Source organism: Streptomyces boetiae, from assembly GCF_031845405.1.
Taxonomy (GTDB): Bacteria; Actinomycetota; Actinomycetes; order Streptomycetales; family Streptomycetaceae; genus Streptomyces; species Streptomyces boetiae.
Genome location: NZ_JAVREN010000068.1, coordinates 1 through 22,686 on the forward strand (window position 1 = coordinate 1; position 22,686 = coordinate 22,686).

A 22,686-nucleotide genomic window follows, 5' to 3' on the forward strand; every position below is an offset into this window, starting at 1 on the left:
AGTCACCCCCGACTGCCACGCGGGCCCCCGACGCCGCGGAGCAGCCCGAGCCCGGGGACGGCCGTTTCCGGGTCGTCCTGGAGAACTTCGAGGGCCCCTTCGACCTCCTCCTCCAGCTGATCTCCAAGCACAAGCTCGACGTCACCGAGGTCGCCCTCTCCCGCGTCACCGACGACTTCATGGCCCACCTGCGCGCCCTGGGCCCCGACGGCGACCTCGACCAGACCACCGAGTTCCTCGTCGTCGCCGCGACCCTGCTCGACCTGAAGGCCGCCCGCCTGCTGCCCGCCGCCGAGGTGGAGGACGAGGCCGACCTGGCCCTGCTGGAGGCCCGCGACCTGCTCTTCGCGCGCCTGCTCCAGTACCGGGCGTTCAAGCGCGTCGCGGAGATCCTGGCGGAGCGGCTGGCCGCCGAGTCCCGCCGCCACCCGCGCACCGTGGGCCTGGAGCCGCACCACGCCGAGTTGCTGCCCGAGGTCGTGCTCAGCGTCGGGCCCGAGGGCCTGGCCCGCCTCGCCGCCCGCGCGATGCAGCCGAAGCCCAGGCCCCAGGTCTACGTCGAGCACATCCACGCCCCCCTGGTCAGCGTCCGCGAGCAGGCCGAGGTGGTCGTCGCCCGCCTGCGCCAGCACGGCCGGGCCACCTTCGCCGAGCTGGCCGCCGACGCCCCCGACACCCTCACCGTCGTCGCTCGCTTCCTGGCCTTGCTGGAGCTGTACCGGGAGCGGGCCGTCGACCTCGACCAGGGCGAGGCGCTGGGCCCCCTGCTGGTGGTCTGGCGCGGCGCGGAGGGCGAACGCCCGCTGGTGACCGACGAGTTCGACCGCGAACCGTCCCCCGAGGAGGAGCAGTGACGACCGAGCCCGAGCCGGGGGTACTCCCCCAGCCTGGCGGCTGGGAGGTACCCCCGCCCAGGCCCCCCGGGCCTGGGGGAGGGGCGCCGGCGCGGCCCGCCCTCGCCCCCGCCCTGGAGGCCGTGCTGATGGTGGTGGACGAGCCCGCCACCGCCGCCCACCTGGCCAAGGTCCTGGGCAGCACCCGCCGCGAGGTGGAGGACACCCTGCGCGAGCTGGCCGACGACTACACCCGCCAGGGCCGCGGCTTCGAGCTGCGGCTGGTCGCCGGCGGCTGGCGTTACTACACCCGGCCCGCCTACGCCCAGGCCGTGGAGAGCTTCGTCCTGGACGGCCAGCAGGCCCGTCTCACACAGGCCGCGCTGGAGACCCTGGCGGTCGTCGCCTACCGCCAGCCGGTCAGCCGCTCGCGGGTCTCCGCCATCCGCGGGGTCAACTGCGACGGGGTCATCCGCACCCTCCTCCAGCGCGGACTGCTGGAGGAGGCGGGCACCGAACCCGAAACGGGTGCGATCCTGTACGGGACGACACACTCCTTCCTGGAGCGGATGGGGCTGCGCGGCCTGGACGAGTTGCCGGAGCTGGCGCCCTTCCTCCCCGAGGCGGAGCAGGTGGAGGGCGAGAGCCAGGAGGGGGTGCCGTCGTTCGACCTGGCCGATCTCGACGCCGACGACAGCGGCGGGCCCCCCACCGATCACCCAACGGATCATTGATGCGAAGCAGTGGCAGGAACAGCAACCGGAACTACCGCGGCGCGGGCAACAGCCGCGACGACCGGCAGCGCGCCGGGCGTCCCCGCCCGGAGGAGCGCCGGTACGGCGCGGGCGGCGGCCCGGCCCGAGGCGGCCAGGGCGGCGCCCCGGCGCGGGGCGGCGAGGGCGGTGCCCCCCGCGGCGGCCAGGGCGGCGGAGCCCCGCGCGGCGGCGCCGGGGCGAGCGGCGGCGGCCGGGGAACGTCCGGCGGCGGCCGAGGCGCGTCCGGCGGTCCGCGCGGCGCGGCGGGAGGCCCCCGGGGAGCCGCCGGAGGCCCCCGCGGCACGTCCGGGAGCTCGCGCGGAACGTTCGGGGACACCCGTGGAACCTCCGGCGGCACCGGCAGCACGTCCGCGGGCTCCCGCGGAACGACCGGCGGCCCCGACCGGGGCAGGGCAGGCGGCAAGGGCGCGGCCCCCGGCGGCCCCCGCCGCGGCGAGCGCCGCCCGGCCCCCGCACGCTCCCGCGAGTACGACGCCCAGTTGGAGGAGCGCAACCGCGAACGGCACACCAAGCCCGCCGTCAGGCTCCCCAAGACCTTCGGCGACCCCGAGGGCGAGCGGCTGCAGAAGGTACTGGCCCGCGCGGGCATGGGCTCGCGCCGCGCCTGCGAGGAGCTGATCGACCAGGGCCGCGTCGAGGTCAACGGCCGCCGCGTGCGCGAGCAGGGCCGCCGCGTGGACCCCGACCGGGACGAGATCAAGGTGGACGGCCTGACCGTCGCCGCCCAGTCCCACCTGTTCTTCGCCCTCAACAAGCCGGCCGGCGTCGTCTCCTCCATGGAGGACCCCGAGGGCCGCCAGTGCCTGGGCGACTACGTGCAGAACCGCGAGACCCGCCTCTTCCACGTCGGCCGCCTGGACACCGAGACCGAGGGCCTCATCCTGCTCACCAACCACGGCGAGCTCGCCCACCGCCTCACCCACCCCAAGTACGGCGTCACCAAGACCTACCTCGCCGCCGTGCAGGGCCCCATCCCGCGCGACCTCGGGCGGCGGCTGCGCGAGGGCATCGACCTGGAGGACGGCTTCGCCCGCGCCGACGACTTCCGCGTCGTGCAGAACACCGGCAACAACTACCTCGTCGAGGTCTCTCTCCACGAGGGCCGCAAGCACATCGTGCGCCGGATGCTCTCCGAGGCCGGGTTCCCCGTCGACAGGCTGGTGCGCACCCACTTCGGCCCCATCGCCCTCGGCGACCAGAAGTCCGGCTGGCTGCGCCGGATGACCAACACCGAGGTCGGCCGCCTCATGCGCGAGGTCGACCTGTAACGGCGGACGCAAGGCCGGCCGGCAACGGCCCGCGCCGGCCGCCGCGTCAGGGCGTACGACGGCCCGCTCCCGGGCCGTTACGCTGAGACGATGCGCACCGCACTCGTCACCGGCACCGGGCTGATCGGGACCTCCCTCGCCCTCGCCCTCGCCTCCCGCGGGGTGCGGGTGCACCTCGCCGACCGGGACCCGGGCGCCGTGCGCACCGCCGCCGCCCTCGGCGCCGGCACCGAGGAGCCCCCCGAGGGCCCGGTGGACCTGGCCGTGGTCGCCGTGCCGCCCGCGCACCTGGCCGCCGCCGTCGCCGCCCTCCAGCGGCGCGGCGCGGCCCGCGGCTACATCGACGTCGGCAGCGTCAAGGGCGGCCCCCGCCGCGAACTGGCCGCCCTCGGCGGGGCCCTGGCCTCCTACCTGGGCACCCACCCGATGTCCGGCCGCGAGCGCTCCGGTCCCCTGGCCGCCACCGGGGACCTCTTCGACGGCCGCCCCTGGGTGCTCACCCCGACCCCCGAGACCGACACCGAGGTGCTCAACCAGGCGCTGGAGCTGGTCGCGCTGTGCCGGGCCGTGCCCGTGCTGATGGACGCCGACGCCCACGACCGGGCCGTCGCCCTCGTCTCGCACACCCCCCAGCTCCTCTCCAGCCTGCTGGCCGCCCGCCTGCGCACCGCCGACGAGGCCGCCGTGCGGCTCAGCGGCCAGGGCATCCGGGACATGACCCGCATCGCCGGCTCCGCGCCGCAGATGTGGCTCGACATCCTCTCCGCCAACCCCGGGCCCGTCGCGGACGTGCTGGCCGAGATCGCCGGGGATCTGGACGAGGCCGTGCGCTCCCTGCGCGCGATGGAGTCCGCCGACGAGCACAAGCGCGCCGCCGGCGCCGCGGGCGTGGAGGACGTGCTGCGCCGGGGCAACGCCGGCCGGGAGCGGGTGCCGGGCAAGCACGGGTCCGCCCCCGCCGCGTACGAGACCGTGGCCGTGCTCATCACCGACCGGCCCGGCGAGCTGGCCCGGATCTTCGCCGACGCGGGCAGCGCCGGGATCAACGTCGAGGACGTCCGCATCGAGCACGCCACCGGCCGCGAGGCCGGGCTGGTGCAGCTGATGGTCGAGCCCAGTTCGGCGCCCCGCCTGACCGCGGCCCTCCGCGAGCGGGGCTGGTCCATCCGGCCGTGAACGCCCTCCCCGCGGGCCGGTACGCTTCTGCCCCGGGGGATGTCGTTCCGCCCCCGCCTGCCGCGCCCCGGGCGCCCCTGCCCGCCCGCGGCGGCCCGGCCCGGCAGAAACCCCGGGACGACCCCGAGAAGACCCCGAGAAAGGTGCGCACCACCGTGGCTGTCACTCCCGTCATCGTCGCCATCGATGGCCCCTCCGGCACGGGGAAGTCCAGCACCTCCAAGGCGGTGGCCGCCCGCCTCGGCCTCGGCTACCTCGACACCGGGGCCCAGTACCGGGCCATGACCTGGTGGATGCTCGCCAACGGCGTCGACGTCGCGGACGCGGCGGCCGTGGCCGCCGCCTGCGCCAAGCCGTCCATCGTCTCCGGCACCGACCCACTGGCCCCCACCATCACCGTCGACGGCACCGACGTGGCCGGGCCCATCCGCGGCCGGGAGGTCACCTCCGCCGTCAGCGCCGTCAGCGCCGTCCCCGAGGTCCGCGCCCGGATCACCGAGCTCCAGCGCTCGCTGGCCTCCGAGACGGCCGCGGCGGCCGGCGGGATCGTCGTGGAGGGCCGTGACATCGGCACCACCGTGCTGCCCGCCGCCGACGTCAAGATCTTCCTCACCGCCTCGCCCGAGGCCCGCGCCGCCCGCCGCAGCGCCGAGCTGTCGGGCGCCGACGCCGCGGGCCTGGCCGCCACCCGGGAGGCGCTGCTCAAGCGCGACGCCGCCGACTCCGGGCGTACGGCCTCCCCGCTGGCCAAGGCCGCGGACGCCACCGAGGTGGACACCACCGAGCTGACTCTGGAGCAGGTCATCGAGTGCGTGGTGACGCTGGTGGAGGCGGCGCGGCGGCCCGTGCGGTGAGCGGCGCACGCGTGGCTGCCGGCCCGCAGGTGGTGACGACGGCCGCACTGCGCCGCACGGGCGGAGTCGGGGGTCTCCCCGTGGGGGCACCCCCGGACGGAGTCCGGGGGAGGAGCCTGGGGGAAAGCGGGGTGGCTCAGTGAGCGCGGCAGGTCCGGGCCCGCGCGGCGCGGCGACCGGCAGGCGGCTGGCGGGCGGCGCCGTGCGCGCCGCCTACCGCGCCCGCGCGCTGGGCGCCTGGCGCGTCCCGCCCGCCGGCCCCGTCATCCTCGCCGTCAACCACACGCACAACGTGGACGGCCCGCTGCTGATGGGGCTCGCCCCGCGCCCGGTGCACTTCCTCATCAAGCGGGAGGCGTTCGTCGGGCCGCTGGGCGCCTTCCTGCGCGGCATCGGGCAGATCGGGATCGACCGGCACGCGGCCGACCGCCCGGCCGTGCTCGCGGCCCTGGGGGTCCTGGAGCGCGGCGGGGCGCTGGGCATCTTCCCCGAAGGCACCAGGACCGCCGGGGACTTCGCCGCGATCCGGACGGGGCTGGCATACTTCGCGCTGCGCTCCGGCGCCTCGATCGTGCCGGTCGCGATCTTCGGCAGCGAACGCCCGGGGCGGCTGATACGCGCCCTGCCGCCCCTGCGGGGGCGGGTCGACGTGGTCTTCGGGGACCCGTTCGCCGTCGGGGCCCCCGGCGGCCGGCGCACCCGGGCGGCGCTGGACGGGGCGACCGCCCGCGTCCAGGAGCGGCTGGCCGCCCACGTGAAGGACGCCAGGCGTTTCACCGGCCGGTAGGCGACACTTGGCTGGCACCCACCAGCACCCCCAGCACGCTCAAGCAGAGAACGCAGCAACGGACGAGGTACGAGACTCCATGAATCAGCAGAACCAGCCGGGCCCCGCCGCGGACGCGCAGGACGGGCCGGCCGCGCTCGGCGACGCCGACTACGCGGAGTTCGTGGAGTTCGCCGAACAGGCCGGGTTCGACGCCGAGGAGGTGGAGAGCGACCTCGCCGCCGCCGCCTCGGGGCCGCTGCCGGTCCTCGCCGTCGTCGGCCGGCCGAATGTCGGCAAGTCGACGCTCGTCAACCGCATCCTGGGCCGCCGCGAGGCCGTCGTCGAGGACCGCCCCGGCGTGACCCGGGACCGCGTGACCTACGAGGCCGAGTGGGCGGGCCGCCGCTTCAAGGTGGTGGACACCGGCGGCTGGGAGCAGGACGTCCTCGGCATCCAGGCGTCCGTGGCCGCCCAGGCCGAGTTCGCCGTGGAGGCCGCCGACGCCGTCGTCCTGGTGGTCGACGCCACGGTCGGCCCCACCGACACGGACGAGGCCGTCGTCAAGCTGCTGCGCCGGGCCGGCAAGCCCGTGGTGCTGTGCGCCAACAAGGTCGACGGCCCCTCGATGGAGGCCGAGGCCGCCTACCTGTGGTCCCTCGGCCTGGGCGAGCCCCACCCCGTCTCCGCGCTGCACGGCCGCGGCACCGGCGACATGCTCGACGCCGTGCTGGAGGCGCTGCCCGAGGCCCCGGCGCAGACCTTCGGCGACGCCCCCGGCGGCCCGCGCCGCATCGCCCTGATCGGCCGCCCGAATGTCGGCAAGTCGTCCCTGCTGAACAAGGTGGCGGGGGAGGACCGCGTGGTGGTCGACGCGGTGGCCGGCACCACCCGCGACCCGGTGGACGAGCTGATCGAACTCGGCGGGGTGACATGGCGTTTCGTCGACACGGCCGGCATCCGGCGCCGCGTCCACCTCCAGGACGGGGCGGACTACTACGCCTCGCTGCGCACCGCCGCCGCGCTGGAGAAGGCCGAGGCGGCTGTCGTGCTCATCGACGTCACCGAGCCGATCAGCGTGCAGGACACCCGCATCATCACCATGGCCGTGGACGCCGGCCGGGCCCTCGTCATCGCCTACAACAAGTGGGACACGCTGGACGAGGAGCGCCGCTTCTACCTGGAGCGGGAGATCGAGCAGGAGCTCGTGCAGGTCCGGTGGGCGCCGCGGGTGAACATCTCGGCCCGCACCGGTCGGCACATGGAGAAGCTGGTCCCCGCCATCGAGACCGCCCTGGCGGGCTGGGAGAGCCGGGTGTCCACGGGCAGGCTCAACGGCTTCCTCGGGGAGCTGGTCGCCTCGCACCCGCACCCGGTCCGCGGCGGCAAGCAGCCCCGCATCCTCTTCGGCACCCAGGCAGGCACCCGGCCGCCGCGCTTCGTGCTCTTCGCCTCCGGCTTCCTGGAGGCCGGTTACCGGCGCTTCATCGAGCGGCGGCTGCGCGAGGAGTTCGGCTTCGAGGGCACGCCGATCCACCTGTCGGTCCGCGTGCGGGAGAAGCGCGGCCGGAAGAAGTGACCCCGGCCGACCCGGGGCCCCGCGCGGCGCGGGGCCCCGGGTCAGTGCCCGTGCGGATCGGCCGGCCGCGGCCCCGGCGGCAGCACGGGCAGGGTCAGCTGCGGGGCGGGCGGCACGGCCGCGTAGGCGGCGGCGTACCCGGAGGCCGTCGGGTGGCCCGGGTGCTGCCGGTGCAGCGCGTAGTCCCGCCGCTCCCGCCAGGCGCCCGCGCCGATCCCGTAGCTGGTGGAGAAGCCGACGAAGCGCAGCTCCTCCTCGCCGCTGCGGTCCCCGGGCAGGGCCCGGAAGAGCCGCCGGTACTCGGCGCACAGCGAGTCGTAGATCGGCGTGGCCGAGGCCCCGGGCCGCTGATAGGGCGACCGCATGCCGGGAATGCCGGAATGGCCCCCGGCGTGCCGGTGGGAGGTCTGGTGTCGGGATGGCTCATAGGCTTGCACGCCCGACCAACGATCGGCGGGTGCCGTGGATGCGGGATGCGGAAGCGGTGTACCTGATCGCCTGACCCCGGGCGTCCCTCAGGTGCCGGTCAGCGGCATCGCGGCGGCGACCAGCAGCCCCCCGGCGGCGGCCTTCTCCAGCGCGTCGCGCAGCAGGTCCTCGCGCGGCTGCTGCCCGATCGACCCGGCCGGCGCCGCGTAGACGAACACGGTGTGCCGCTGGTTGGCGCTGGCCCGCCAGCCCTCGGTCAGCGGCAGCGGCTGGTGCGCCTGCCACCAGGCGCTGGGCTGCCCGCCCGAGGGATCGGCCTGGAGGACCGCGTGAAGCTGGCCCATGGCCACCAGCACCGACCAGCCGGGCAGCATGGAGGGCTGCCTGGCCACGTTGGTGACGGGCAGGAACCCGGCCTCGATGAGCAGCGGCAGGAAGTCGTCGCCCGGCCCGTTCGTGCCCGGCCGGACGATCGGCCCCGTGGGCTCCACGACGATCGCTGGGTGCAGCTCGTTGTCGATGAGGATCTGACCGCACGTCACGCCGAGCACTGCCTGGCCGGGCTCCGGGTGGACCCCGGCGCCGCCCTGCGGGGGAACGGGAGCGGCGCCGCCGGTGATCGAGCGCACCGCGCCCTGGAGCTGCTCCTCGGAGACGGCGACCACCTGGGAGGGGATGCAGGAGGCGTGCGCGAAGGCGAGCACGGCCGTCTCGCCGCCGACGAAGAGCACGGTGCTGGTTCGTTCCTGCGCGGGGTTTCCCGGCGTGCGGCAGGAGGTGCAGTCGTAGCTGCCGGGGGCGTTCTCCCCGGCGAGCAGGCGATCGGCTTCCTCGTCGCCGATCTCGGCGCGTACGTCGTCGCTGACGTCGAGCAAGGGGGACACGGTGGCTCCTCGGTTCGGGATCTCGCCGCGCGCCCTGGCGCGGCGGTGTGCCCCGTGCACAACGCCCGTGGCGGCGCATGGGTCACGCCCCGCGCGCCGGTCGGGGCGCCGGCTCCTCCGGCCCGGCGAACCTCGCACGGCTGAGCGACCGGCCGCTCGCGGGGAGTGAACCGAAGGGAAACCGTCCGTTCACCGAATGCGCCGGAACCATTCATGGAGGGTGCGCGAAAGGGCGGTCGCGGACCCGCGGAAAAGGGCCCCTGACTTATCCGGCCGCAGCCCGGGGAAAAGGCCGCGGCCGGGAATTCCCCGCCCCGCCCCGCGCCCGGGGGCGGCCGTTACGCCGGACGGGGCACGGCGGGGGCGGCTGTGACACAAGCGTGACAGTCCCCTGATCCGGGCGGGACTTCCCGGCCGTCCGGCGGGGGCCGTACGGTGGCGGCATGGCACCGCTACCGCGCCCGCCGAAGGCGCCCGACGACAGCCCGGACGACTACGTGGGCCTGGAGGCCGGGGCCGCCGAGTCCCGCGCCCGGGAGCGCGGCTGGCCGCGCGTGCGCCGCCTGGCGCCGGACGCCGTCATCACCATGGAGTACATGAGCGGGCGTCTCAACCTCGCGGTGCGCGACGGCGTCGTGGTGCGCTGCTGGCACGGCTGAGCCGGCGCGGCCCCCCGGCCCCGGGAAGGGCCGGGGGCGGCCGATCGAATCCCTCAGAGGCTGCTGACCGGCCGGGCCGGGTGCTCCGGGCGGCCCGGGTGCGGCCGTCCGGTCTGGCGCACGCGCAGCGCCGTGGCCCCATGGGGTCCGGCGCCCGGCCGGACTCCGGCGACCGCCGGCTCGGTGTGCGGGCGCGCCTCCTCCGCCGCGCCCGCCCGCAGGGACGCGCCCACCGGCTGCGGGGCGTGCGGGGCGGGGGCCGGGGCCGTCCGCGGGCCCGCGGCGAGCAGGGCGTCGCGCAGCCGGTCCCGCAGCAGGAGCAGGCGCCGCTCCAGGCGGGCGATCAGCGGCTCGCACCAGGGCAGGGCCAGCAGGACCAGCAGACCGGCGGCCCAGCCCAGCAGCACGTCGCTGACCCAGTGCGTTCCCAGGTAGACGGTGGTGGCCCCGACGCCGAGCGCGAAGACCGCGGCGATGACCGACAGGGTGCGCCGCGCCCTCGGGGTGGTGGCCAGGTAGGCCAGGATTCCCCAGGTCACGACGGCGTTCGCGGTGTGGCCCGAGGGAAATATATCCCCGGTCAGGAACATCTCGTTCGAGCCGATGACGTTGGCGTAGTGGGGGCCCTCGCGGCCCATGCCGAGCTTCGCGGCGCCCACGGTGACGTTCAGCAGCAGCAGCGCCCCCGCCATCACCAGCAGTGGGCGCAGGGTCCGCTGCCGCCAGCAGCGCCAGCCGAGCCAGGCGGCGATCAGCACGGCCGTGGGCCCGCGCTGCCCCAGCACCACGAAATAGTCGAGAAACGCGTGCATGCCGGGCCACTGCTTATAGGGCCGGAACAGCATCACCTGCCAGTCGAGACGGACCAGCCAGGAGGTGCTCAGCACCGCCGCGACGGTCGCCGCGTAGAAGCCCAGCGTGGCCCACAGGAGCGCCAGCCGGGTGCGGCTCATTACGGGAGCCGGCACGTCCGGTGGCCGCTGCTCCTGTTCGAGGCGGGCCAGCAATCGGTCGGTACGCACACTCAGAAGATTACAGCCTGTGAAAGCCGCCTTCCCGCTCCGGCCCGTCTTCGTAATGGCGATGTGATGTATGCCAGATATTTTCTGCCATCCTATTTCCCGCAATTACGAAATGCGGGACGCCGGAATTGGGGCCTCCGGGGAGGGGGTGGCGACGGCCCCGGCGCCTTGCCGCGGCGGGGCCGCGGAAATCGAGAGGTGAACGCGTCGGTAACCCGTGTGCGGCTGCCCGCCCCGGGGAGCGCGTGCGCCGCCCGCCCGGGGCTGCCGTAGTCTGTCTGCTCGACCGACCGTGGTGACCAGCTTGACGAACTGGCCTCGCCCTCCCGTGTCCGGCGGCCCCGCGCACCGCCGGAGTTCCCCCGCGGCGGCGAGGTGCCCACCCGCGCGAGGCGACCCTTGGGAGGTGCGCAGATGCCGGGTTCGGCCCCGCCCGGATCCTCCGCGGACGACAGCAACCGCTGGCTGGTCCTCGTCGTCCTCTGCGCCAGCCTCCTCCTCGTCGCCGTCGACGCCACCGTCCTGCACGTGGCCGTTCCCGCCGTCAGCGAGTCCCTGCGGCCCAGCGGCATCGAGCTGCTGTGGATCGTGGACGTCTACCCGCTGGTGTGCGCCGCGCTGCTGATCCTCTTCGGAACCCTGGGCGACCGGGTGGGCCGGCGGCGGGTCCTGATGGCGGGTTACGCCTGCTTCGGCCTCGCCTCGGGCCTGGCCGCCTATGCCTCCACGCCCACGGCGCTGATCGTCGCCCGCGCGCTGCTGGGCGTCGGCGGCGCCATGATCATGCCGGCCACGCTGTCGATCCTGCGGCACGTCTTCCCCGACCGGCGCGAGCGCGCGCTGGCCGTCGGCATCTGGAGCGCGGTGGCGGCGGTCGGCGCCGGCATCGGGCCCCTGGTCGGCGGCGTGCTCCTCGAACACTTCTGGTGGGGCTCGGTCTTCCTGGTCAACATCCCGCTGATGGCGGTGTGCCTGCCCGTGGCCCTCTGGCTCCTGCCGGAGTCGCGCGGCGACCGCTCGGGCCCCTGGGACGTGGCCGGAGCGCTGATGGCCGCCGGCGGGCTGTTCTCGCTGATCCTGGCGGTCAAACGGGCCGGCGGGGGCGACCTGTTCACCGCGGGCACCGTGCTGGCGGCGGGTCTGGGGGCCGGGCTGCTCGTGCTCTTCGTCCGCAGGCAGCGGCGGTGCAGCGAGCCGCTGATCGACCTGGCGGCGTTCTCCCGGGCCGCGTTCGGCACCTCCGTGGGCTGCATCGTGCTCACCGTGCTCGCCCTGGTGGGCCTGGCTCTCGTCGCCGCGCAGTACCTGCAACTGGTGCTCGGACTCTCGCCGTTGGAGACCGGCCTGCGGCTGCTGCCGCTGAGCCTGGCCGCCATCGCCGCGGGCCTGACGGGGTCGCGGATGCTGCACCGCCTCGGCCCGCGGGTGATGGTCGCCGTCGGCTTCTCGGTGACCGCACTGGCCGTGCTGACGCTGACCTGCATGGACGAGACCGACCGGCCGCTGGTGATGACCGCCGGATTCGTGATGCTCGGCTTCGGCCTGGAGACCACGCTCTTCGGCTCCTACGAGTCGATGCTCAGCGACGCGCCCGCCGGGGAGGCCGGGGGAGCCGCCGCCATCGGCGAGACCGCCTACCAGTTCGGCGCCGGGATCGGCATCGCCCTGCTGGGCAGCGTGATGAACGCCCTCTACGCCCCGGCCGTCCGCGCCGCGGACGTCCCCGGGCTGGGCGCCGCCGACGCCGCCGCGGCCGGGCACTCGCTGGGCGAGGCGTACACCGTGGCCGAGCGGATCGGCGGCCCGGCGGGGGAGGCGCTGCGGCAGGCCGCCCGGGACGCCTTCGTGCACGGCATGCGGATGACGCTGCTGGTGAGCGCCGTCGTTCTGGTCCTCGGCGCGGTGGCCGCGGTCCGCCTGCCGCGGGAGATGTGCGCCGCCCGGCCCGCCGGGGCCTCGCGCCCGCTCCAGACCAGCGGGGCCGGCCGCACCTGATGGCCGCGCCCGCGACCGCCCGCCGGGCACCCCGCCCGGCCCTGCCGCGCCGGGCCGCGCCCGCGCTGCTGGCCTTCGCGGGAGTGCGGCTGCTGGGCGTGGTCGTCCTGGCCCTGTGGTCCTCCGCGCCGGAGAAGGACGCCCTCCATCTGCTGTCCCGGCGCTGGGACTCGGTCTGGTACGCGAGCATCGCCGAGGACGGCTACGGCCGCACCGTGCGGGCGGCCGACGGCGGGCTGCACTCCGACCTCGCCTTCTTCCCCCTGCTGCCCTGGCTGGAGCGGCTGCTGGGGTGGCTGACGCCGCTGTCCGCGCCGCACGCGGGCCTGGTGATCGCCGCCTCGGCCTCCCTGGCCGCGGCCCTGGCCCTGTACGCCATCGGGGAGTCGCTGCACGGCCCGCGCGCGGGAACGCTGCTGGCCCTGCTGTGGGCGCTCACCCCCGTCTCGGTGGTGCAGTCCATGGCCTACACCGAGTCCCTGTTCACCGCGCTCGCCGCCTGGTCGCTGTACGCCGTGCTGACCGGCCGGTGGGTGGCGGCGGGGCTGCTGTGCGCCGCGGCCGGGCTGACCCGCCCCGCGGGGCTGGCGGTGGTCGCCGCCCTGGCCGTGGCCGCGGCGGTCGCGGCGGCGCGCGGGGAGGGCGCCGGGCGGCGGATGTGGGCGGGCGTTGCCCTGGCCCCGCTGGGCTGGGCCGGGTACGTGGCCTGGGTGGGCGCGCGCACCGGCGGCCCGCTGGGCTACCTGGACGTCCAGCGGGACTGGGGCAACGGCTTCGACGGGGGAGTGGCCTTCGCCCGCTTCGTCGCGGGCCGGCTGGCCGGGCCGACGCCCCTGGCGGGCGTGGGCCTGTGCGCCGGGGTGGTGCTGCTGGCGTGGGTCTGCGCGCTGCTGGTGCGGACGCGCCCGCCGCTGCCGCTGCTGGTCTACAGCGGCGTGCTGGTGGTGCTCGCGGTGTGCGCGGCCGGATACTTCGGGTCCAAGCCGCGGCTGCTGCTGCCGGCGTTCCCCCTGCTGCTGCCGGCCGCGGTGGCGCTGGCCCGGGCGCGCGCCTGGGCCGTGGCGCTGACCGCGGGCGGCCTGGCCGCCGGGGCGGCGGTCTACGGGGCCGTGTGGCTGACCGGCACGGGGCCGCCGTGAGCGGGGGCAGCGGCCCCGCGCCGGGTCAGCTCTGGTTGAAGAAGCCCCCGTCGGCGACGCGGCGGGGCTCCCCGCTGACGACCTGGTAGGCCGGGGGCGTCAGCAGGAAGACGCGGTTGGCAACGCGGTCGATGCCCCCGCGCAGGCCGAAGATCAGCCCGGCTGCGAAGTCGACCACGCGCTTGGCGTCCGCGGCCTCCAGCGCGGTGAGGTTGATGACCACGGGGACGCCGTCGCGGAACAGCTCGCCGATCCGGCGCGCGTCCCGGAAGCCCTGCGGCGTGACGGTCGCGATCCGGTTCCCCTGCTCCTCGGCCGCCTCGGCGGCCACCCGCAGCCGCGGGTCGGTGACCCACGCCGGAGCGCCGTCACCCGGCTCGGGGTCCTCGGCGTACTCGTCGTCGTAGTACCGCAGGTCACGGTCCTCGACGAGGCCCAGCCAGGCGCTCGCCCTGCGTACCGATCCCATGGGCGCCTCCTCTCATCGCTCACCCGGGCGTACCCGTGCTCCCCTATGGTCGTCCATCATGCGGACGATCCGCCAAGCGGATAGGTGCCGGGGCCGGGTTTCGTAACGGGTTTGGTGCATACGAAGTGGCGGCCCCTCAGGGGGTGCGTGGTGGTGGATTCCTGACACAGAGTGAAATGGTCGCGCCCCGCCAACCGGGTGACACCGTGCGTGGTCGCGGTGGCCGAATCTCGCGCTTTTCAACGGTCCTGACGATGAGAAGACTCGGGGCAGCGCTTGTCAGGGGCATGCCGCACAGCATGCTCCCGGCCACGCCTCACGGCCCGCTCACCCAACGGGCCCCTGAATTCCTTACTGGAGGAAAAGTGAGTTTGAGGCGCACCAACCCCCACAGACGCACGTCGCGACGGATGCGGCTGATCGCCGCGGCATCGGGACTGCTCGCCGCGGCCGCGGCCGTTCTGGTGCCCAACGCCGCCTCGGCCCAGCCCGCCGAGACCTTCAGCACCGCCCAGCTGGCCACGGTCAGTGACGCCGTGCGCGCCGCCGATGTCGGCGGCACCGCCTGGACGGTGGACCCGGCGACCAACCGCGTCACCGTGACCATCGACGAGACGGTCTCCCGCGCCGAGCTGGCGCGCATCCGCAGCGAGGCGGGCGCGCTCTCCGGGGCGCTGACCGTGGAGCGGACCGAGGAGCGCATCCAGCGCTACCTGCGCGGCGGGGACGCCATCTACGCGTCCGCCGGCTGGCGCTGCTCCGCGGGCTTCAACGTCCGCAGCGGCTCCACGTACTACTTCGTGACCGCCGGGCACTGCACCGAGGGCTTCCCGAGCTGGTACACCAACAGCGGGCGGACCACGTACATCGGCCCGACGGTCGGCTCCAGCTTCCCGGGCAACGACTACGGCATCGTCCGCTACGACAACGCCAGCGTGCCGCGGCCGGGGACGGTGTACCTCTACAACGGCACCGAGCGCGACATCACCGGCGCCGCCAATCCGTACGTCGGCCAGCCCGTGCAGCGCAGCGGCAGCACCACGGGCCTGCGCAGCGGCTCGGTCACCGGCCTCAACTACACGGTCAACTACGGCGGCGGCGACATCGTCTCCGGCCTGACCAGGACCAACGTCTGCGCCGAGCCCGGCGACAGCGGCGGCCCGTTCTTCTCCGGCAACACCGCGCTGGGTCTGACCTCCGGGGGCAGCGGCAACTGCTCCACCGGCGGCACGACGTTCTTCCAGCCCGTGGTGGAGGCCCTGAACGCCTACGGCGTGGCCGTCTACTAGGCGGCCGGCTCCACCCCGCTCCACCGCTCCACCCCCGCGTTTCCCCGCCTCGCGCCGCACGGCGCCCGAGGGGCCCTCGGCCCGCGCGGTCTACGCGCGCCACAGGCGCACGCCAGACCGTCCGCTCCGGCAACGCGATCCGCTGCCCCCGCCCGCACACCGGGCGGGGGCAGTGCCATGCCGCGCGCCCTCCGCGCGCCAACGCGCCCACGCGGCCCGGCCCCACGTGGCGCACATCACCCCCCTCCGGCCCGGAAAACGAACGCCCCGCAGCGGAAAACGAACCCCGGGGGAGCGTTTTCAGACAGGTCTATGCCTCTCACCCCGCGCTAGGGCCCCGGCCGCGCCCCGGGGTCGCGCGCGGGAGATCCCGGGTTCTTCCGGGGGGTTTACGCGTATCACCGCAGGCGGTGTGATCGTATGGGCGGGGGCAGAAACTCGTTCTTGTGTGGTCCCGGACCGCCTGGGAATACTCCCTGACATCGCTTGGCATGGACGTGACCCCCTCAGGGCTGGCCAAGTCTGTGCTCTCTCTTCCGGGGCCACGCGGCTCCATCCCCCACAGGAGGAAACGAGCGTGACACATCGACGCACGCCGAAACGGCGGCTCGCGGCCACGGCCCTCGGCCTCGCCGCGCTGCTCGCCGGATCGGTCGCCGCCGCACAGGCGAACGCCGCCCCGGGCGCTTCCCCCACGAGCGCCCCCCGCACCCTGAGCTCGGCCCAGGCCGGAGACCTGGCCGACGACCTGACCGCCCGCCTCGGCGCCGCCGCCGCGGGGGCCTACTACGCCGCCGAGACCGAGACCCTGATCGTCAACGTCGTGGACGAGGCGGCCGTCCCCGAGGTCGAGTCGGCCGGAGCCGAGGCCCGGGTCGTCCCGCACAGCCTCGCCGAGCTGACCGAGACCCACGAGGCCGTCCGGGCGTTCGCCGTCCCCGGCACCGCCTGGTCCATCGACCCGGTCAGCAACTCCGTCCGCGTCCGCGTGGACAGCACGGTCACCGGCCGCGCCCTGGAGGAGGTGCGCGACGCGGTGGCCGGCCTCGGCGGCACCGCCACCCTGGAGCGCAGCGCCGGGACCTATCAGCCCTATCTGGCCGGCGGCGACGCCATCCACTCCGGCGGCGCCCGCTGCTCGCTGGGCTTCAACGTGACGCTGGCGGACGGCGGCGCGGGCTTCCTCACCGCGGGGCACTGCGGCGAGGCGGGCAGCCAGTGGTCCGAGACCGCGGGCGGCCCGCCGGTGGCCTCCCTGACGCGCAGCGAATTCCCCGGCTCCGACTGGGCGCTGGCCCAGTACACCGCGGACGTGCCTCACCCCAGCGCGGTCAGCCTCTACGACGGCACCACGCAGGAGATCACCGGCGCGGCCGAGGCCACGGTCGGCCAGCAGGTCACCCGCAGCGGCTCCACCACCGGGGTGCACCCCGGCGAGGTCACCGCCGTGGACGTCTCCGTGACGTACCCGCAGGGCACGGTGGACGGCGTCATCGAGACAACGGTCTGCGCGGAGCCCGGCGACAGCGGCGGCGCGCTGTTCTCCGGACCCTCGGCGATCGGCCTCACCTCCGGCGGCAGCGGCGACTGCACCGTCGGCGGCACGACCTTCTTCTTCCCCGTGACGGACGCGCTGGCCGCGTCCGGCGCGACGCTCCCGTAACGACGGCGCGGACGAGACGAGGGCCCCGCCCGCATCCCCCGGGCGGGGCCCTCGCACGCGCGCGCCCGGCGGGGCGTTCCACGGCCGTCTCCCGGCCCCGCCGGGAGGCGGCCCGGCGGGGCCGTCGTTCGCCGGCGCTACCGCCGTCGGTCCCCCGTCACTCCGCCGCGACCAGCTCCGCGATCTGGACCGCGTTCAGGGCCGCGCCCTTGCGGAGGTTGTCGTTGGAGAGGAAGAACGCCAGGCCGTTGTCCGCCGTCTCGTCGCGGCGGATGCGGCCGACGTAGCTCGCGTCGCGGCCGGCGGCCTGGAGCGGGGTGGGGATGTCGCTCAGCTCCACGCCGTCCGCCCCGCGCAGCAGCTCGCGAGCGCGCCCGGGGGTGATCGGCCGTGCGAAGCGGGCGTTGACCTGGAGCGAGTGGCCCGTGAAGACGGGCACCCGCACGCACGTGCCGGAGACCTTCAGGTCCGGGATCTCCAGGATCTTGCGGCTCTCGTTGCGGAGCTTCTGCTCCTCGTCGGTCTCCTCCAGGCCGTCCTCGACGATCGAGCCGGCCAGCGGCAGGACGTTGAACGCGATGGGCCGGGCGTAGACCGACGGCTCGGGCAGGTCCACGGCGGTGCCGTCGAAGGCGAGGCGGGCGGCATCCTGCCCGGTCGCGGCGCGGGCCTGCCCGTCCAGCTCCGCGACGCCGGCCAGGCCGCTGCCGGAGACCGCCTGGTAGGTGGCGACCACCAGCGCGGTCAGCCCCGCCTCCTCGTGCAGCGGGCGCAGCACGGGCATGGCGGCCATGGTGGTGCAGTTCGGGTTGGCGATGATGCCCTTGGGGCGGCGGGCCGCCGCGTGCGGGTTGACCTCGGCGACCACCAGCGGCACCTCGGGGTCCATCCGCCAGGCGGAGGAGTTGTCGATCACCACGGCGCCGGAGGCGGCGACCTTCTCCGCGAGCGCCCGCGAGGCGCCCTTCCCGGCGGAGAAGAGCACGATGTCCAGGCCGGCGTAGTCGGCCGTCTCGGCGTCCTCGACCGTGACCGGGCCGTCCTCCCAGGGCAGGGTGCTCCCGGCGGACCGGGCCGAGGCGAACAGCCGCAGCCGGTCGACCGGGAACTTGCGTTCGGCCAGCACCTGCCGCATCACGCCGCCGACCTGCCCGGTGGCTCCGACGATCCCGATCTTCATGAGGCTCCTCACATCACGTGCGTGTCCCGTCCCCCGCCCCCTACCCTGCCCTGCGCACGCCAGCGGGGGCCAGTTCTTTGATGTCGGTCACACTCGGTGAGGTGACGCCCGTAGATACTTCGGAATGGAAGTAACGCCGCTGTAACGAGGTCGAACTAACCTCCACAGCCGGGCGGTTTCCGACCCCCAAACGACCCGGGAACGACCCTCGACCGTTCCGGGGCCGACCCCGGGCCGACCCCCGACCGACCCAGAGACCTGAGGTGGGAGCGTGCACCTGACCCCGCACGAGCAGGAGCGGCTGCTGATCCACGTGGCCGCCGACGTGGCCGACCGGCGCCGCGCCCGGGGCCTGCGGCTGAACCACCCCGAGGCCGTCGCGCTGATCACCGCGCACATCCTGGAGGGCGCCAGGGACGGCCGCACGGTCGCCGAGCTGATGGAGTCCGGCCGCAGGGTGCTGTCGCGCGCCGAGGTCATGGAGGGCGGTCCCGAGATGATCCACGACGTGCAGGTCGAGGCCACCTTCCCGGACGGCACCAAGCTGGTCACCGTCCACGAGCCCATCGCCTGACGCCCGCCGCCCGAGGCCCGTCCCGCGTGGCGGCCGAGAGAGGGGAAGCACCGTGATTCCCGGAGAGATCCAGTACGGCGAGGGCCCCGTGCGCCTCAACGAGGGCGCGCCGGTCACCCGGCTCACCGTCCGCAACGCGGCCGACCGCCCCATCCAGGTCGGTTCCCACTACCACTTCGCCGAGGCGAACCCCGGCCTGGAGTTCGACCGGGCCGCCGCGCGCGGCAAGCGCCTGGGGATCGCCGCCGGCACCGCCGTCCGCTTCGAGCCCGGCATCCCCGCCGAGGTCGAGCTGGTGCCGCTGGCCGGCCGCCGCGTCGTCCCCGGCCTGCGCGGCGAGACGGGGGGCGCGCTCGATGGCTGAGCTTCCCCGCCCCCGGTACGCAGACCTCTTCGGCCCCACCACCGGCGACCGCGTCCGGCTGGCCGACACCGACCTGCTGATCGAGATCGAGGAGGACCTCTGCGGCGGCCCCGGCCGGGCCGGGGACGAGGCCGTCTTCGGCGGCGGCAAGGTCATCCGCGAGTCCATGGGCCAGTCCCGCGCCACCCGCGCCGAGGGCACCCCCGACACCGTGATCACCGGCGCCGTCGTGCTCGACCACACCGGCATCGTCAAGGCCGACGTCGGCATCCGCGACGGGCGGATCACCGCCCTGGGCAAGGCCGGCAACCCCGACACCATGGACGGCGTGCACCCCGGGCTGGTCATCGGCCCCGAGACCGAGATCATCGCGGGCAACGGCCGCATCCTCACCGCCGGGGCCATCGACGCCCACGTCCACTTCATCTCCCCGCGCCTGGCCGACGAGGCCCTGGCCTCCGGCGTCACCACCCTCGTCGGCGGCGGCACCGGCCCCGCCGAGGGCTCCAAGGCCACCACCGTCACGCCCGGCTCCTGGCACCTGGGCCGGATGCTCGCCGCACTGGACGACCTCCCGGTCAACATCGGCCTGCTGGCCAAGGGCAACACGGTCTCCGCCGAGGCGATGCGCGCCCAACTGCGCGGCGGCGCCGTCGGGTTCAAGATCCACGAGGACTGGGGGGCCACTCCGGCCGTCATCGACGCCTGCCTGCGGGTGTGCGAGGAGACCGGCGGCCAGCTCGCCATCCACACCGACACGCTGAACGAGGCCGGGTTCGTCGCGGACACCCTCGCGGCCATCGCGGGCCGGTCCATCCACGCGTACCACACCGAGGGCGCGGGCGGCGGGCACGCGCCCGACATCATCACGGTGGTCTCCGAGGCGAACGTCCTGCCCTCCTCGACCAACCCGACCCGGCCGCACACCGTCAACACCGTCGAGGAGCACCTCGACATGCTGATGGTCTGCCACCACCTGAACCCCTCGGTCCCCGAGGACCTGGCCTTCGCGGAGTCCCGTATCCGGCCCTCCACCATCGCCGCCGAGGACGTGCTGCACGACCTGGGCGCGATCTCGATCATCTCCTCCGACTCCCAGGCCATGGGCCGGGTCGGCGAGGTGATCATGCGCACCTGGCAGACCGCGCACGTGATGAAGCGGCGGCGCGGGAGCCTGCCGGGGGACGGCCTGGCCGACAACCTCCGCGCGCGTCGTTATGTCGCCAAGTACACGATCAACCCGGCGCTCGCGCAGGGCCTGGACCGGGAGATCGGCTCGGTGGAGCCGGGCAAGCTGGCCGACCTGGTGCTGTGGGAGCCTGCGTTCTTCGGTGTCAAGCCGCTGCTGGTGGTCAAGGGCGGGCAGATCGCCTGGGCCCAGATGGGCGACTCCAACGCCTCCATCCCCACCCCGCAACCCGTCCTGCCGCGCCCGATGTTCGGCGCACTGGGGCGCGCCCCGGCGGGCAATTCGCTGAACTTCGTCACCCCGCTCGCCCTCGACGACGGGCTGGCGGAACGCCTGTCCGACCGCCTGGGGGTGCGCAAGCCCCTGGCGCCCATCGCGAACACGCGCGCCGTGGGCAAGGCCGACATGCGCCTCAACGACGCCCGCCCCCACGTCACGGTGGACCCCGACAGCTTCACGGTGACCATCGACGGCGAAACGGTCGTCCCCGAACCGGCCGCCGAACTGCCGCTCGCGCAGCGGTACTTCCTCTTCTGATGAGCGGCTTCGGCGGGGGCGGGCCCGGCGGCGGCGTCGCGCTGCTGCTGCTCGCGGACGGGCGCTTCCCCGCCGGGGCGCACGCGCACTCCGGCGGGGCCGAGGCCGCCGTGGCGGACGGGCGGGTCACGGACGCGGCCTCGCTGGCCGCGTTCTGCCGGGGGCGGCTGCACACCGCCGGGCTCGTGGCCGCCGCGCTCGCCGCCGCGGCCTGCGGCGGCGCCGACCCGGCCGTTCTCGACGCCGCCGCCGACGCCCGCACCCCCTCGCCCGCGCTGCGCGCCACCGCCCGCCGGCTCGGGCGCCAGCTCCTGCGCGCCGCCCGCGCCACCTGGCCCGCCCCCGGCCTCGACGCCCTCGCCGCCGCCCATCCCGGCGGCCTCCACCAGCCCGTCGTCCTCGGCCTGGCCGCCCGCGCCGCGCGCCTGGCCCCCGCCGACGCCGCCCGCGCCGCCGCCTACGAGGCCGTCAGCGGCCCCGCCTCCGCGGCCGTGCGCCTGCTGGGCCTGGACCCCTTCGACGCCACGGCCGTCCTGGCCCGCCTCGCCCCCGAGGCGGACGAGGTCGCCGCCCGCGCCGCCGAGGCCGCCGCCCGCGGCCCGGACGCGCTGCCCGCCGCCTCCGCCCCGCTGCTCGACATCGCCGCCGAGGCGCACGCGGCCTGGCCCGTCCGCCTGTTCGCCTCCTGAACCCATCTCCTCAAGCCGCCGCCCGCCGACCAGGGAGCTTCGCCGATGCACCTCGACCACCCCGAGACGTTCCCCCAGCGCCACACCTACGACCGGCGCACCCGACCCGACGGCACCCGCCGCGCGCTGCGCGTCGGCCTCGGCGGCCCCGTCGGCTCCGGCAAGACCGCCACCGTCGCCGCCCTGTGCCGCGCGCTGCGCGACCGGCTGTCCATCGCCGTCGTCACCAACGACATCTACACCCGCGAGGACGCCGACTTCCTGCTGCGCAACGCCGTTCTGCCCGCCGAGCGGATCACGGCCGTGGAGACCGGTGCCTGCCCCCACACCGCCATCCGCGACGACATCTCCGCCAACCTGGAGGCCGTCGAGGAGCTGGAGGACCGCACCGGCCCCCTCGACCTGATCCTGGTCGAGTCCGGCGGCGACAACCTCACCGCCACCTTCTCCTCCGGCCTGGTCGACGCCCAGGTCTTCGTCATCGACGTCGCCGCCGGGGACGACATCCCCCGCAAGGGCGGCCCCGGCGTCACCAAGGCCGACCTCCTCGTCGTCAACAAGACCGACCTCGCCCCCTACGTCGGCTCCGACCTGGCGGCCATGGCCCGCGACGCCAAGGCCCAGCGCGGCGGGCTGCCCGTGGCGTTCACCTCCCTCACCGCGCCGGACGGCGTGCGGCCGGTCGCGGACTGGGTGCTGGAGCGGCTGGCCGCCTGGACCGCTCCCGTCCCCGCGTGACCGCCCGCCCGGGGGCCGGGGTCGCCGCCGACGCGCGGATCACCGCGGCGCCCGGCGGGGCGTTGCCCCTGCTGCGCGGCGACGGGCCGCTCGCGCTGCGCCGCACCCGCGCGGCCGGGCCGTACGCCCAGGTCACGCTCGTCGGCGCGATGAGCGGCCCGCTGGGCGGCGACCGGCTGCGCCTGGGGGCCGAGGTGCTGCCGAACGCCGCGCTGCGGGTCACCTCGGCCGCCGCCACCGTCGCGCTGCCGGGCGCCGACCCCGAGGCCGACGCCTCCTACGAGACGGACCTGACCGTGGGGGAGGGGGGCGAACTGCGCTGGCTGCCCGAGCCGTTGATCGCCGCCCGGGGCAGCCGGCTGCGGATGGCCACCCGCGTCCGGCTGGCCGCCGGAGCCCGGCTGGTCCACCGCGAACAGCTCGTCCTCGGCCGGGCCGGGGAGGAGCCCGGCAGCCTCACGACCCGGCTGGCCGTGTGGCACGACGGGCGCCCGCTGCTGGACCAGGAGCTGTCCCTGGGCCCCGGCGCCCCGCCGGGCTGGGACGGCGGCGCGGTCCTCGGCGGCCACCGGGCGGCCGGCCAGCGCCTGGTCGTCTCCCCCGAACTGGCCGAG

General features: G+C 75.5%; 23 protein-coding genes. 18 read left to right on the forward strand and 5 right to left on the reverse strand.

Annotation, left to right across the window (positions count from 1 at the left end; all coding sequences use genetic code 11):
- The 7 genes from RM780_RS26065 to der all read left to right on the forward strand — a co-directional run.
- The coding region (locus RM780_RS26065) for a segregation and condensation protein A (RefSeq protein ID WP_311633355.1) at positions 1 to 854 on the forward strand (854 nt) is incomplete at its 5' end.
- The gene (gene scpB, locus RM780_RS26070) at positions 851 to 1,567 is read left to right on the forward strand and encodes an SMC-Scp complex subunit ScpB (RefSeq protein WP_394813085.1); all 717 of its coding nucleotides are present in this window, start codon (positions 851 to 853) and stop codon (positions 1,565 to 1,567) included. The genes RM780_RS26065 and scpB, both read left to right, overlap by 4 nt.
- Positions 1,567 to 2,877 carry a pseudouridine synthase gene (locus RM780_RS26075; RefSeq protein WP_311633356.1) on the forward strand — a complete coding sequence of 437 codons (1,311 nt, stop codon included), beginning with the start codon at positions 1,567 to 1,569 and terminating at the stop codon, positions 2,875 to 2,877. The genes scpB and RM780_RS26075 overlap by 1 nt, the downstream gene beginning before the upstream one ends.
- 90 nt (positions 2,878 to 2,967) lie before the next feature.
- Entirely contained in the window at positions 2,968 to 4,053 is a 1,086-nt protein-coding gene (locus RM780_RS26080) for a prephenate dehydrogenase (protein ID WP_311633357.1), read from the forward strand.
- 155 nt (positions 4,054 to 4,208) lie between these two features.
- Entirely contained in the window at positions 4,209 to 4,907 is a 699-nt protein-coding gene (gene cmk, locus RM780_RS26085) for a (d)CMP kinase (protein ID WP_311633358.1), read from the forward strand.
- Between the two features lie 139 nt (positions 4,908 to 5,046).
- Positions 5,047 to 5,694, forward strand: coding sequence for a lysophospholipid acyltransferase family protein (locus RM780_RS26090; protein WP_311633359.1), 648 nt, complete (start codon positions 5,047 to 5,049; stop codon positions 5,692 to 5,694).
- Between the two features lie 79 nt (positions 5,695 to 5,773).
- A complete protein-coding gene (gene der / locus RM780_RS26095; RefSeq protein ID WP_311633360.1) occupies positions 5,774 to 7,252 on the forward strand; it encodes a ribosome biogenesis GTPase Der in 1,479 nt (492 codons plus the stop codon).
- A 41-nt stretch (positions 7,253 to 7,293) separates the two neighbouring features.
- Here the strand turns inward: der and RM780_RS26100 are convergent, their stop codons facing one another.
- Positions 7,294 to 7,617 carry a hypothetical protein gene (locus tag RM780_RS26100; RefSeq protein WP_311633361.1) on the reverse strand — a complete coding sequence of 108 codons (324 nt, stop codon included), beginning with the start codon at positions 7,615 to 7,617 and terminating at the stop codon, positions 7,294 to 7,296.
- 150 nt (positions 7,618 to 7,767) lie between these two features.
- Positions 7,768 to 8,565 (reverse strand): hypothetical protein, encoded by a 798-nt coding sequence (locus tag RM780_RS26105; RefSeq protein ID WP_311633362.1) that lies wholly within the window; start codon positions 8,563 to 8,565, stop codon positions 7,768 to 7,770.
- Between the two features lie 443 nt (positions 8,566 to 9,008).
- On the opposite strand from RM780_RS26105, the gene RM780_RS26110 reads away from it, so the two are divergent.
- On the forward strand, positions 9,009 to 9,224 hold the full coding sequence (locus RM780_RS26110) for a proteinase inhibitor I78 (RefSeq protein ID WP_311633363.1): 216 nt from the start codon (positions 9,009 to 9,011) through the stop codon (positions 9,222 to 9,224).
- Between the two features lie 53 nt (positions 9,225 to 9,277).
- Here RM780_RS26110 and RM780_RS26115 read toward each other — a convergent pair whose 3' ends face one another.
- Positions 9,278 to 10,246, reverse strand: coding sequence for a phosphatase PAP2 family protein (locus tag RM780_RS26115; protein WP_311633364.1), 969 nt, complete (start codon positions 10,244 to 10,246; stop codon positions 9,278 to 9,280).
- Between the two features lie 414 nt (positions 10,247 to 10,660).
- Here RM780_RS26115 and RM780_RS26120 point away from each other — a divergent pair, with 414 nt between their 5' ends.
- Positions 10,661 to 12,241, forward strand: coding sequence for an MFS transporter (locus RM780_RS26120; RefSeq protein ID WP_311633365.1), 1,581 nt, complete (start codon positions 10,661 to 10,663; stop codon positions 12,239 to 12,241).
- Complete coding sequence (locus RM780_RS26125; protein ID WP_311633366.1) at positions 12,241 to 13,380, forward strand: mannosyltransferase family protein; 1,140 nt, start codon at positions 12,241 to 12,243, stop codon at positions 13,378 to 13,380. Before RM780_RS26120 ends, RM780_RS26125 begins: the two co-directional genes overlap by 1 nt.
- A gap of 25 nt (positions 13,381 to 13,405) precedes the next feature.
- Here RM780_RS26125 and RM780_RS26130 read toward each other — a convergent pair whose 3' ends face one another.
- Positions 13,406 to 13,849 (reverse strand): cell division protein SepF, encoded by a 444-nt coding sequence (locus RM780_RS26130; RefSeq protein ID WP_311633367.1) that lies wholly within the window; start codon positions 13,847 to 13,849, stop codon positions 13,406 to 13,408.
- A 365-nt stretch (positions 13,850 to 14,214) separates the two neighbouring features.
- Here RM780_RS26130 and RM780_RS26135 point away from each other — a divergent pair, with 365 nt between their 5' ends.
- A complete protein-coding gene (locus tag RM780_RS26135) occupies positions 14,215 to 15,138 on the forward strand; it encodes a S1 family peptidase (RefSeq protein ID WP_311633368.1) in 924 nt (307 codons plus the stop codon).
- A gap of 577 nt (positions 15,139 to 15,715) precedes the next feature.
- Positions 15,716 to 16,801, forward strand: a complete 1,086-nt coding sequence (locus RM780_RS26140; RefSeq protein WP_311633369.1) for a S1 family peptidase — start codon at positions 15,716 to 15,718, stop codon at positions 16,799 to 16,801.
- A 157-nt stretch (positions 16,802 to 16,958) separates the two neighbouring features.
- Here the strand turns inward: RM780_RS26140 and RM780_RS26145 are convergent, their stop codons facing one another.
- Positions 16,959 to 17,981 carry an aspartate-semialdehyde dehydrogenase gene (locus RM780_RS26145; RefSeq protein WP_311633370.1) on the reverse strand — a complete coding sequence of 341 codons (1,023 nt, stop codon included), beginning with the start codon at positions 17,979 to 17,981 and terminating at the stop codon, positions 16,959 to 16,961.
- A 271-nt stretch (positions 17,982 to 18,252) separates the two neighbouring features.
- Between RM780_RS26145 and RM780_RS26150 the strand changes: the two genes are divergently transcribed.
- The 6 genes from RM780_RS26150 to RM780_RS26175 form a co-directional block, all read left to right on the forward strand.
- Entirely contained in the window at positions 18,253 to 18,555 is a 303-nt protein-coding gene (locus RM780_RS26150; RefSeq protein WP_311633371.1) for an urease subunit gamma, read from the forward strand.
- Between the two features lie 52 nt (positions 18,556 to 18,607).
- On the forward strand, positions 18,608 to 18,919 hold the full coding sequence (locus RM780_RS26155) for an urease subunit beta (protein WP_311633372.1): 312 nt from the start codon (positions 18,608 to 18,610) through the stop codon (positions 18,917 to 18,919).
- Positions 18,912 to 20,645: an urease subunit alpha gene (locus tag RM780_RS26160; protein ID WP_311633373.1), complete on the forward strand. Its 1,734-nt coding sequence runs from the start codon at positions 18,912 to 18,914 to the stop codon at positions 20,643 to 20,645. The genes RM780_RS26155 and RM780_RS26160 overlap by 8 nt, the downstream gene beginning before the upstream one ends.
- Positions 20,645 to 21,334, forward strand: a complete 690-nt coding sequence (locus RM780_RS26165; protein WP_311633374.1) for an urease accessory protein UreF — start codon at positions 20,645 to 20,647, stop codon at positions 21,332 to 21,334. The genes RM780_RS26160 and RM780_RS26165 overlap by 1 nt, the downstream gene beginning before the upstream one ends.
- A 45-nt stretch (positions 21,335 to 21,379) precedes the next feature.
- A complete protein-coding gene (ureG, locus tag RM780_RS26170; RefSeq protein ID WP_311633375.1) occupies positions 21,380 to 22,072 on the forward strand; it encodes an urease accessory protein UreG in 693 nt (230 codons plus the stop codon).
- Positions 22,069 to 22,686: urease accessory protein UreD (locus RM780_RS26175; protein ID WP_311633376.1), on the forward strand; the 618-nt coding region annotated here is incomplete at its 3' end. The genes ureG and RM780_RS26175, both read left to right, overlap by 4 nt.

What these genes read in the sequence shown, in the direction of transcription:
- RM780_RS26075 (WP_311633356.1), top strand. Translation starts at nt 1,567, where the DNA reads ATGCGAAGCAGTGGCAGGAACAGCAACCGGAACTACCGCGGCGCGGGC.
- RM780_RS26080 (WP_311633357.1), top strand. Translation starts at nt 2,968, where the DNA reads ATGCGCACCGCACTCGTCACCGGCACCGGGCTGATCGGGACCTCCCTC.
- der (WP_311633360.1), top strand. Translation starts at nt 5,774, where the DNA reads ATGAATCAGCAGAACCAGCCGGGCCCCGCCGCGGACGCGCAGGACGGG.
- RM780_RS26100 (WP_311633361.1), bottom strand. Translation starts at nt 7,617, where the DNA reads ATGCGGTCGCCCTATCAGCGGCCCGGGGCCTCGGCCACGCCGATCTAC.
- RM780_RS26110 (WP_311633363.1), top strand. Translation starts at nt 9,009, where the DNA reads ATGGCACCGCTACCGCGCCCGCCGAAGGCGCCCGACGACAGCCCGGAC.
- RM780_RS26120 (WP_311633365.1), top strand. Translation starts at nt 10,661, where the DNA reads ATGCCGGGTTCGGCCCCGCCCGGATCCTCCGCGGACGACAGCAACCGC.
- RM780_RS26125 (WP_311633366.1), top strand. Translation starts at nt 12,241, where the DNA reads ATGGCCGCGCCCGCGACCGCCCGCCGGGCACCCCGCCCGGCCCTGCCG.
- RM780_RS26130 (WP_311633367.1), bottom strand. Translation starts at nt 13,849, where the DNA reads ATGGGATCGGTACGCAGGGCGAGCGCCTGGCTGGGCCTCGTCGAGGAC.
- RM780_RS26145 (WP_311633370.1), bottom strand. Translation starts at nt 17,981, where the DNA reads ATGAAGATCGGGATCGTCGGAGCCACCGGGCAGGTCGGCGGCGTGATG.
- RM780_RS26160 (WP_311633373.1), top strand. Translation starts at nt 18,912, where the DNA reads ATGGCTGAGCTTCCCCGCCCCCGGTACGCAGACCTCTTCGGCCCCACC.
- RM780_RS26165 (WP_311633374.1), top strand. Translation starts at nt 20,645, where the DNA reads ATGAGCGGCTTCGGCGGGGGCGGGCCCGGCGGCGGCGTCGCGCTGCTG.
- ureG (WP_311633375.1), top strand. Translation starts at nt 21,380, where the DNA reads ATGCACCTCGACCACCCCGAGACGTTCCCCCAGCGCCACACCTACGAC.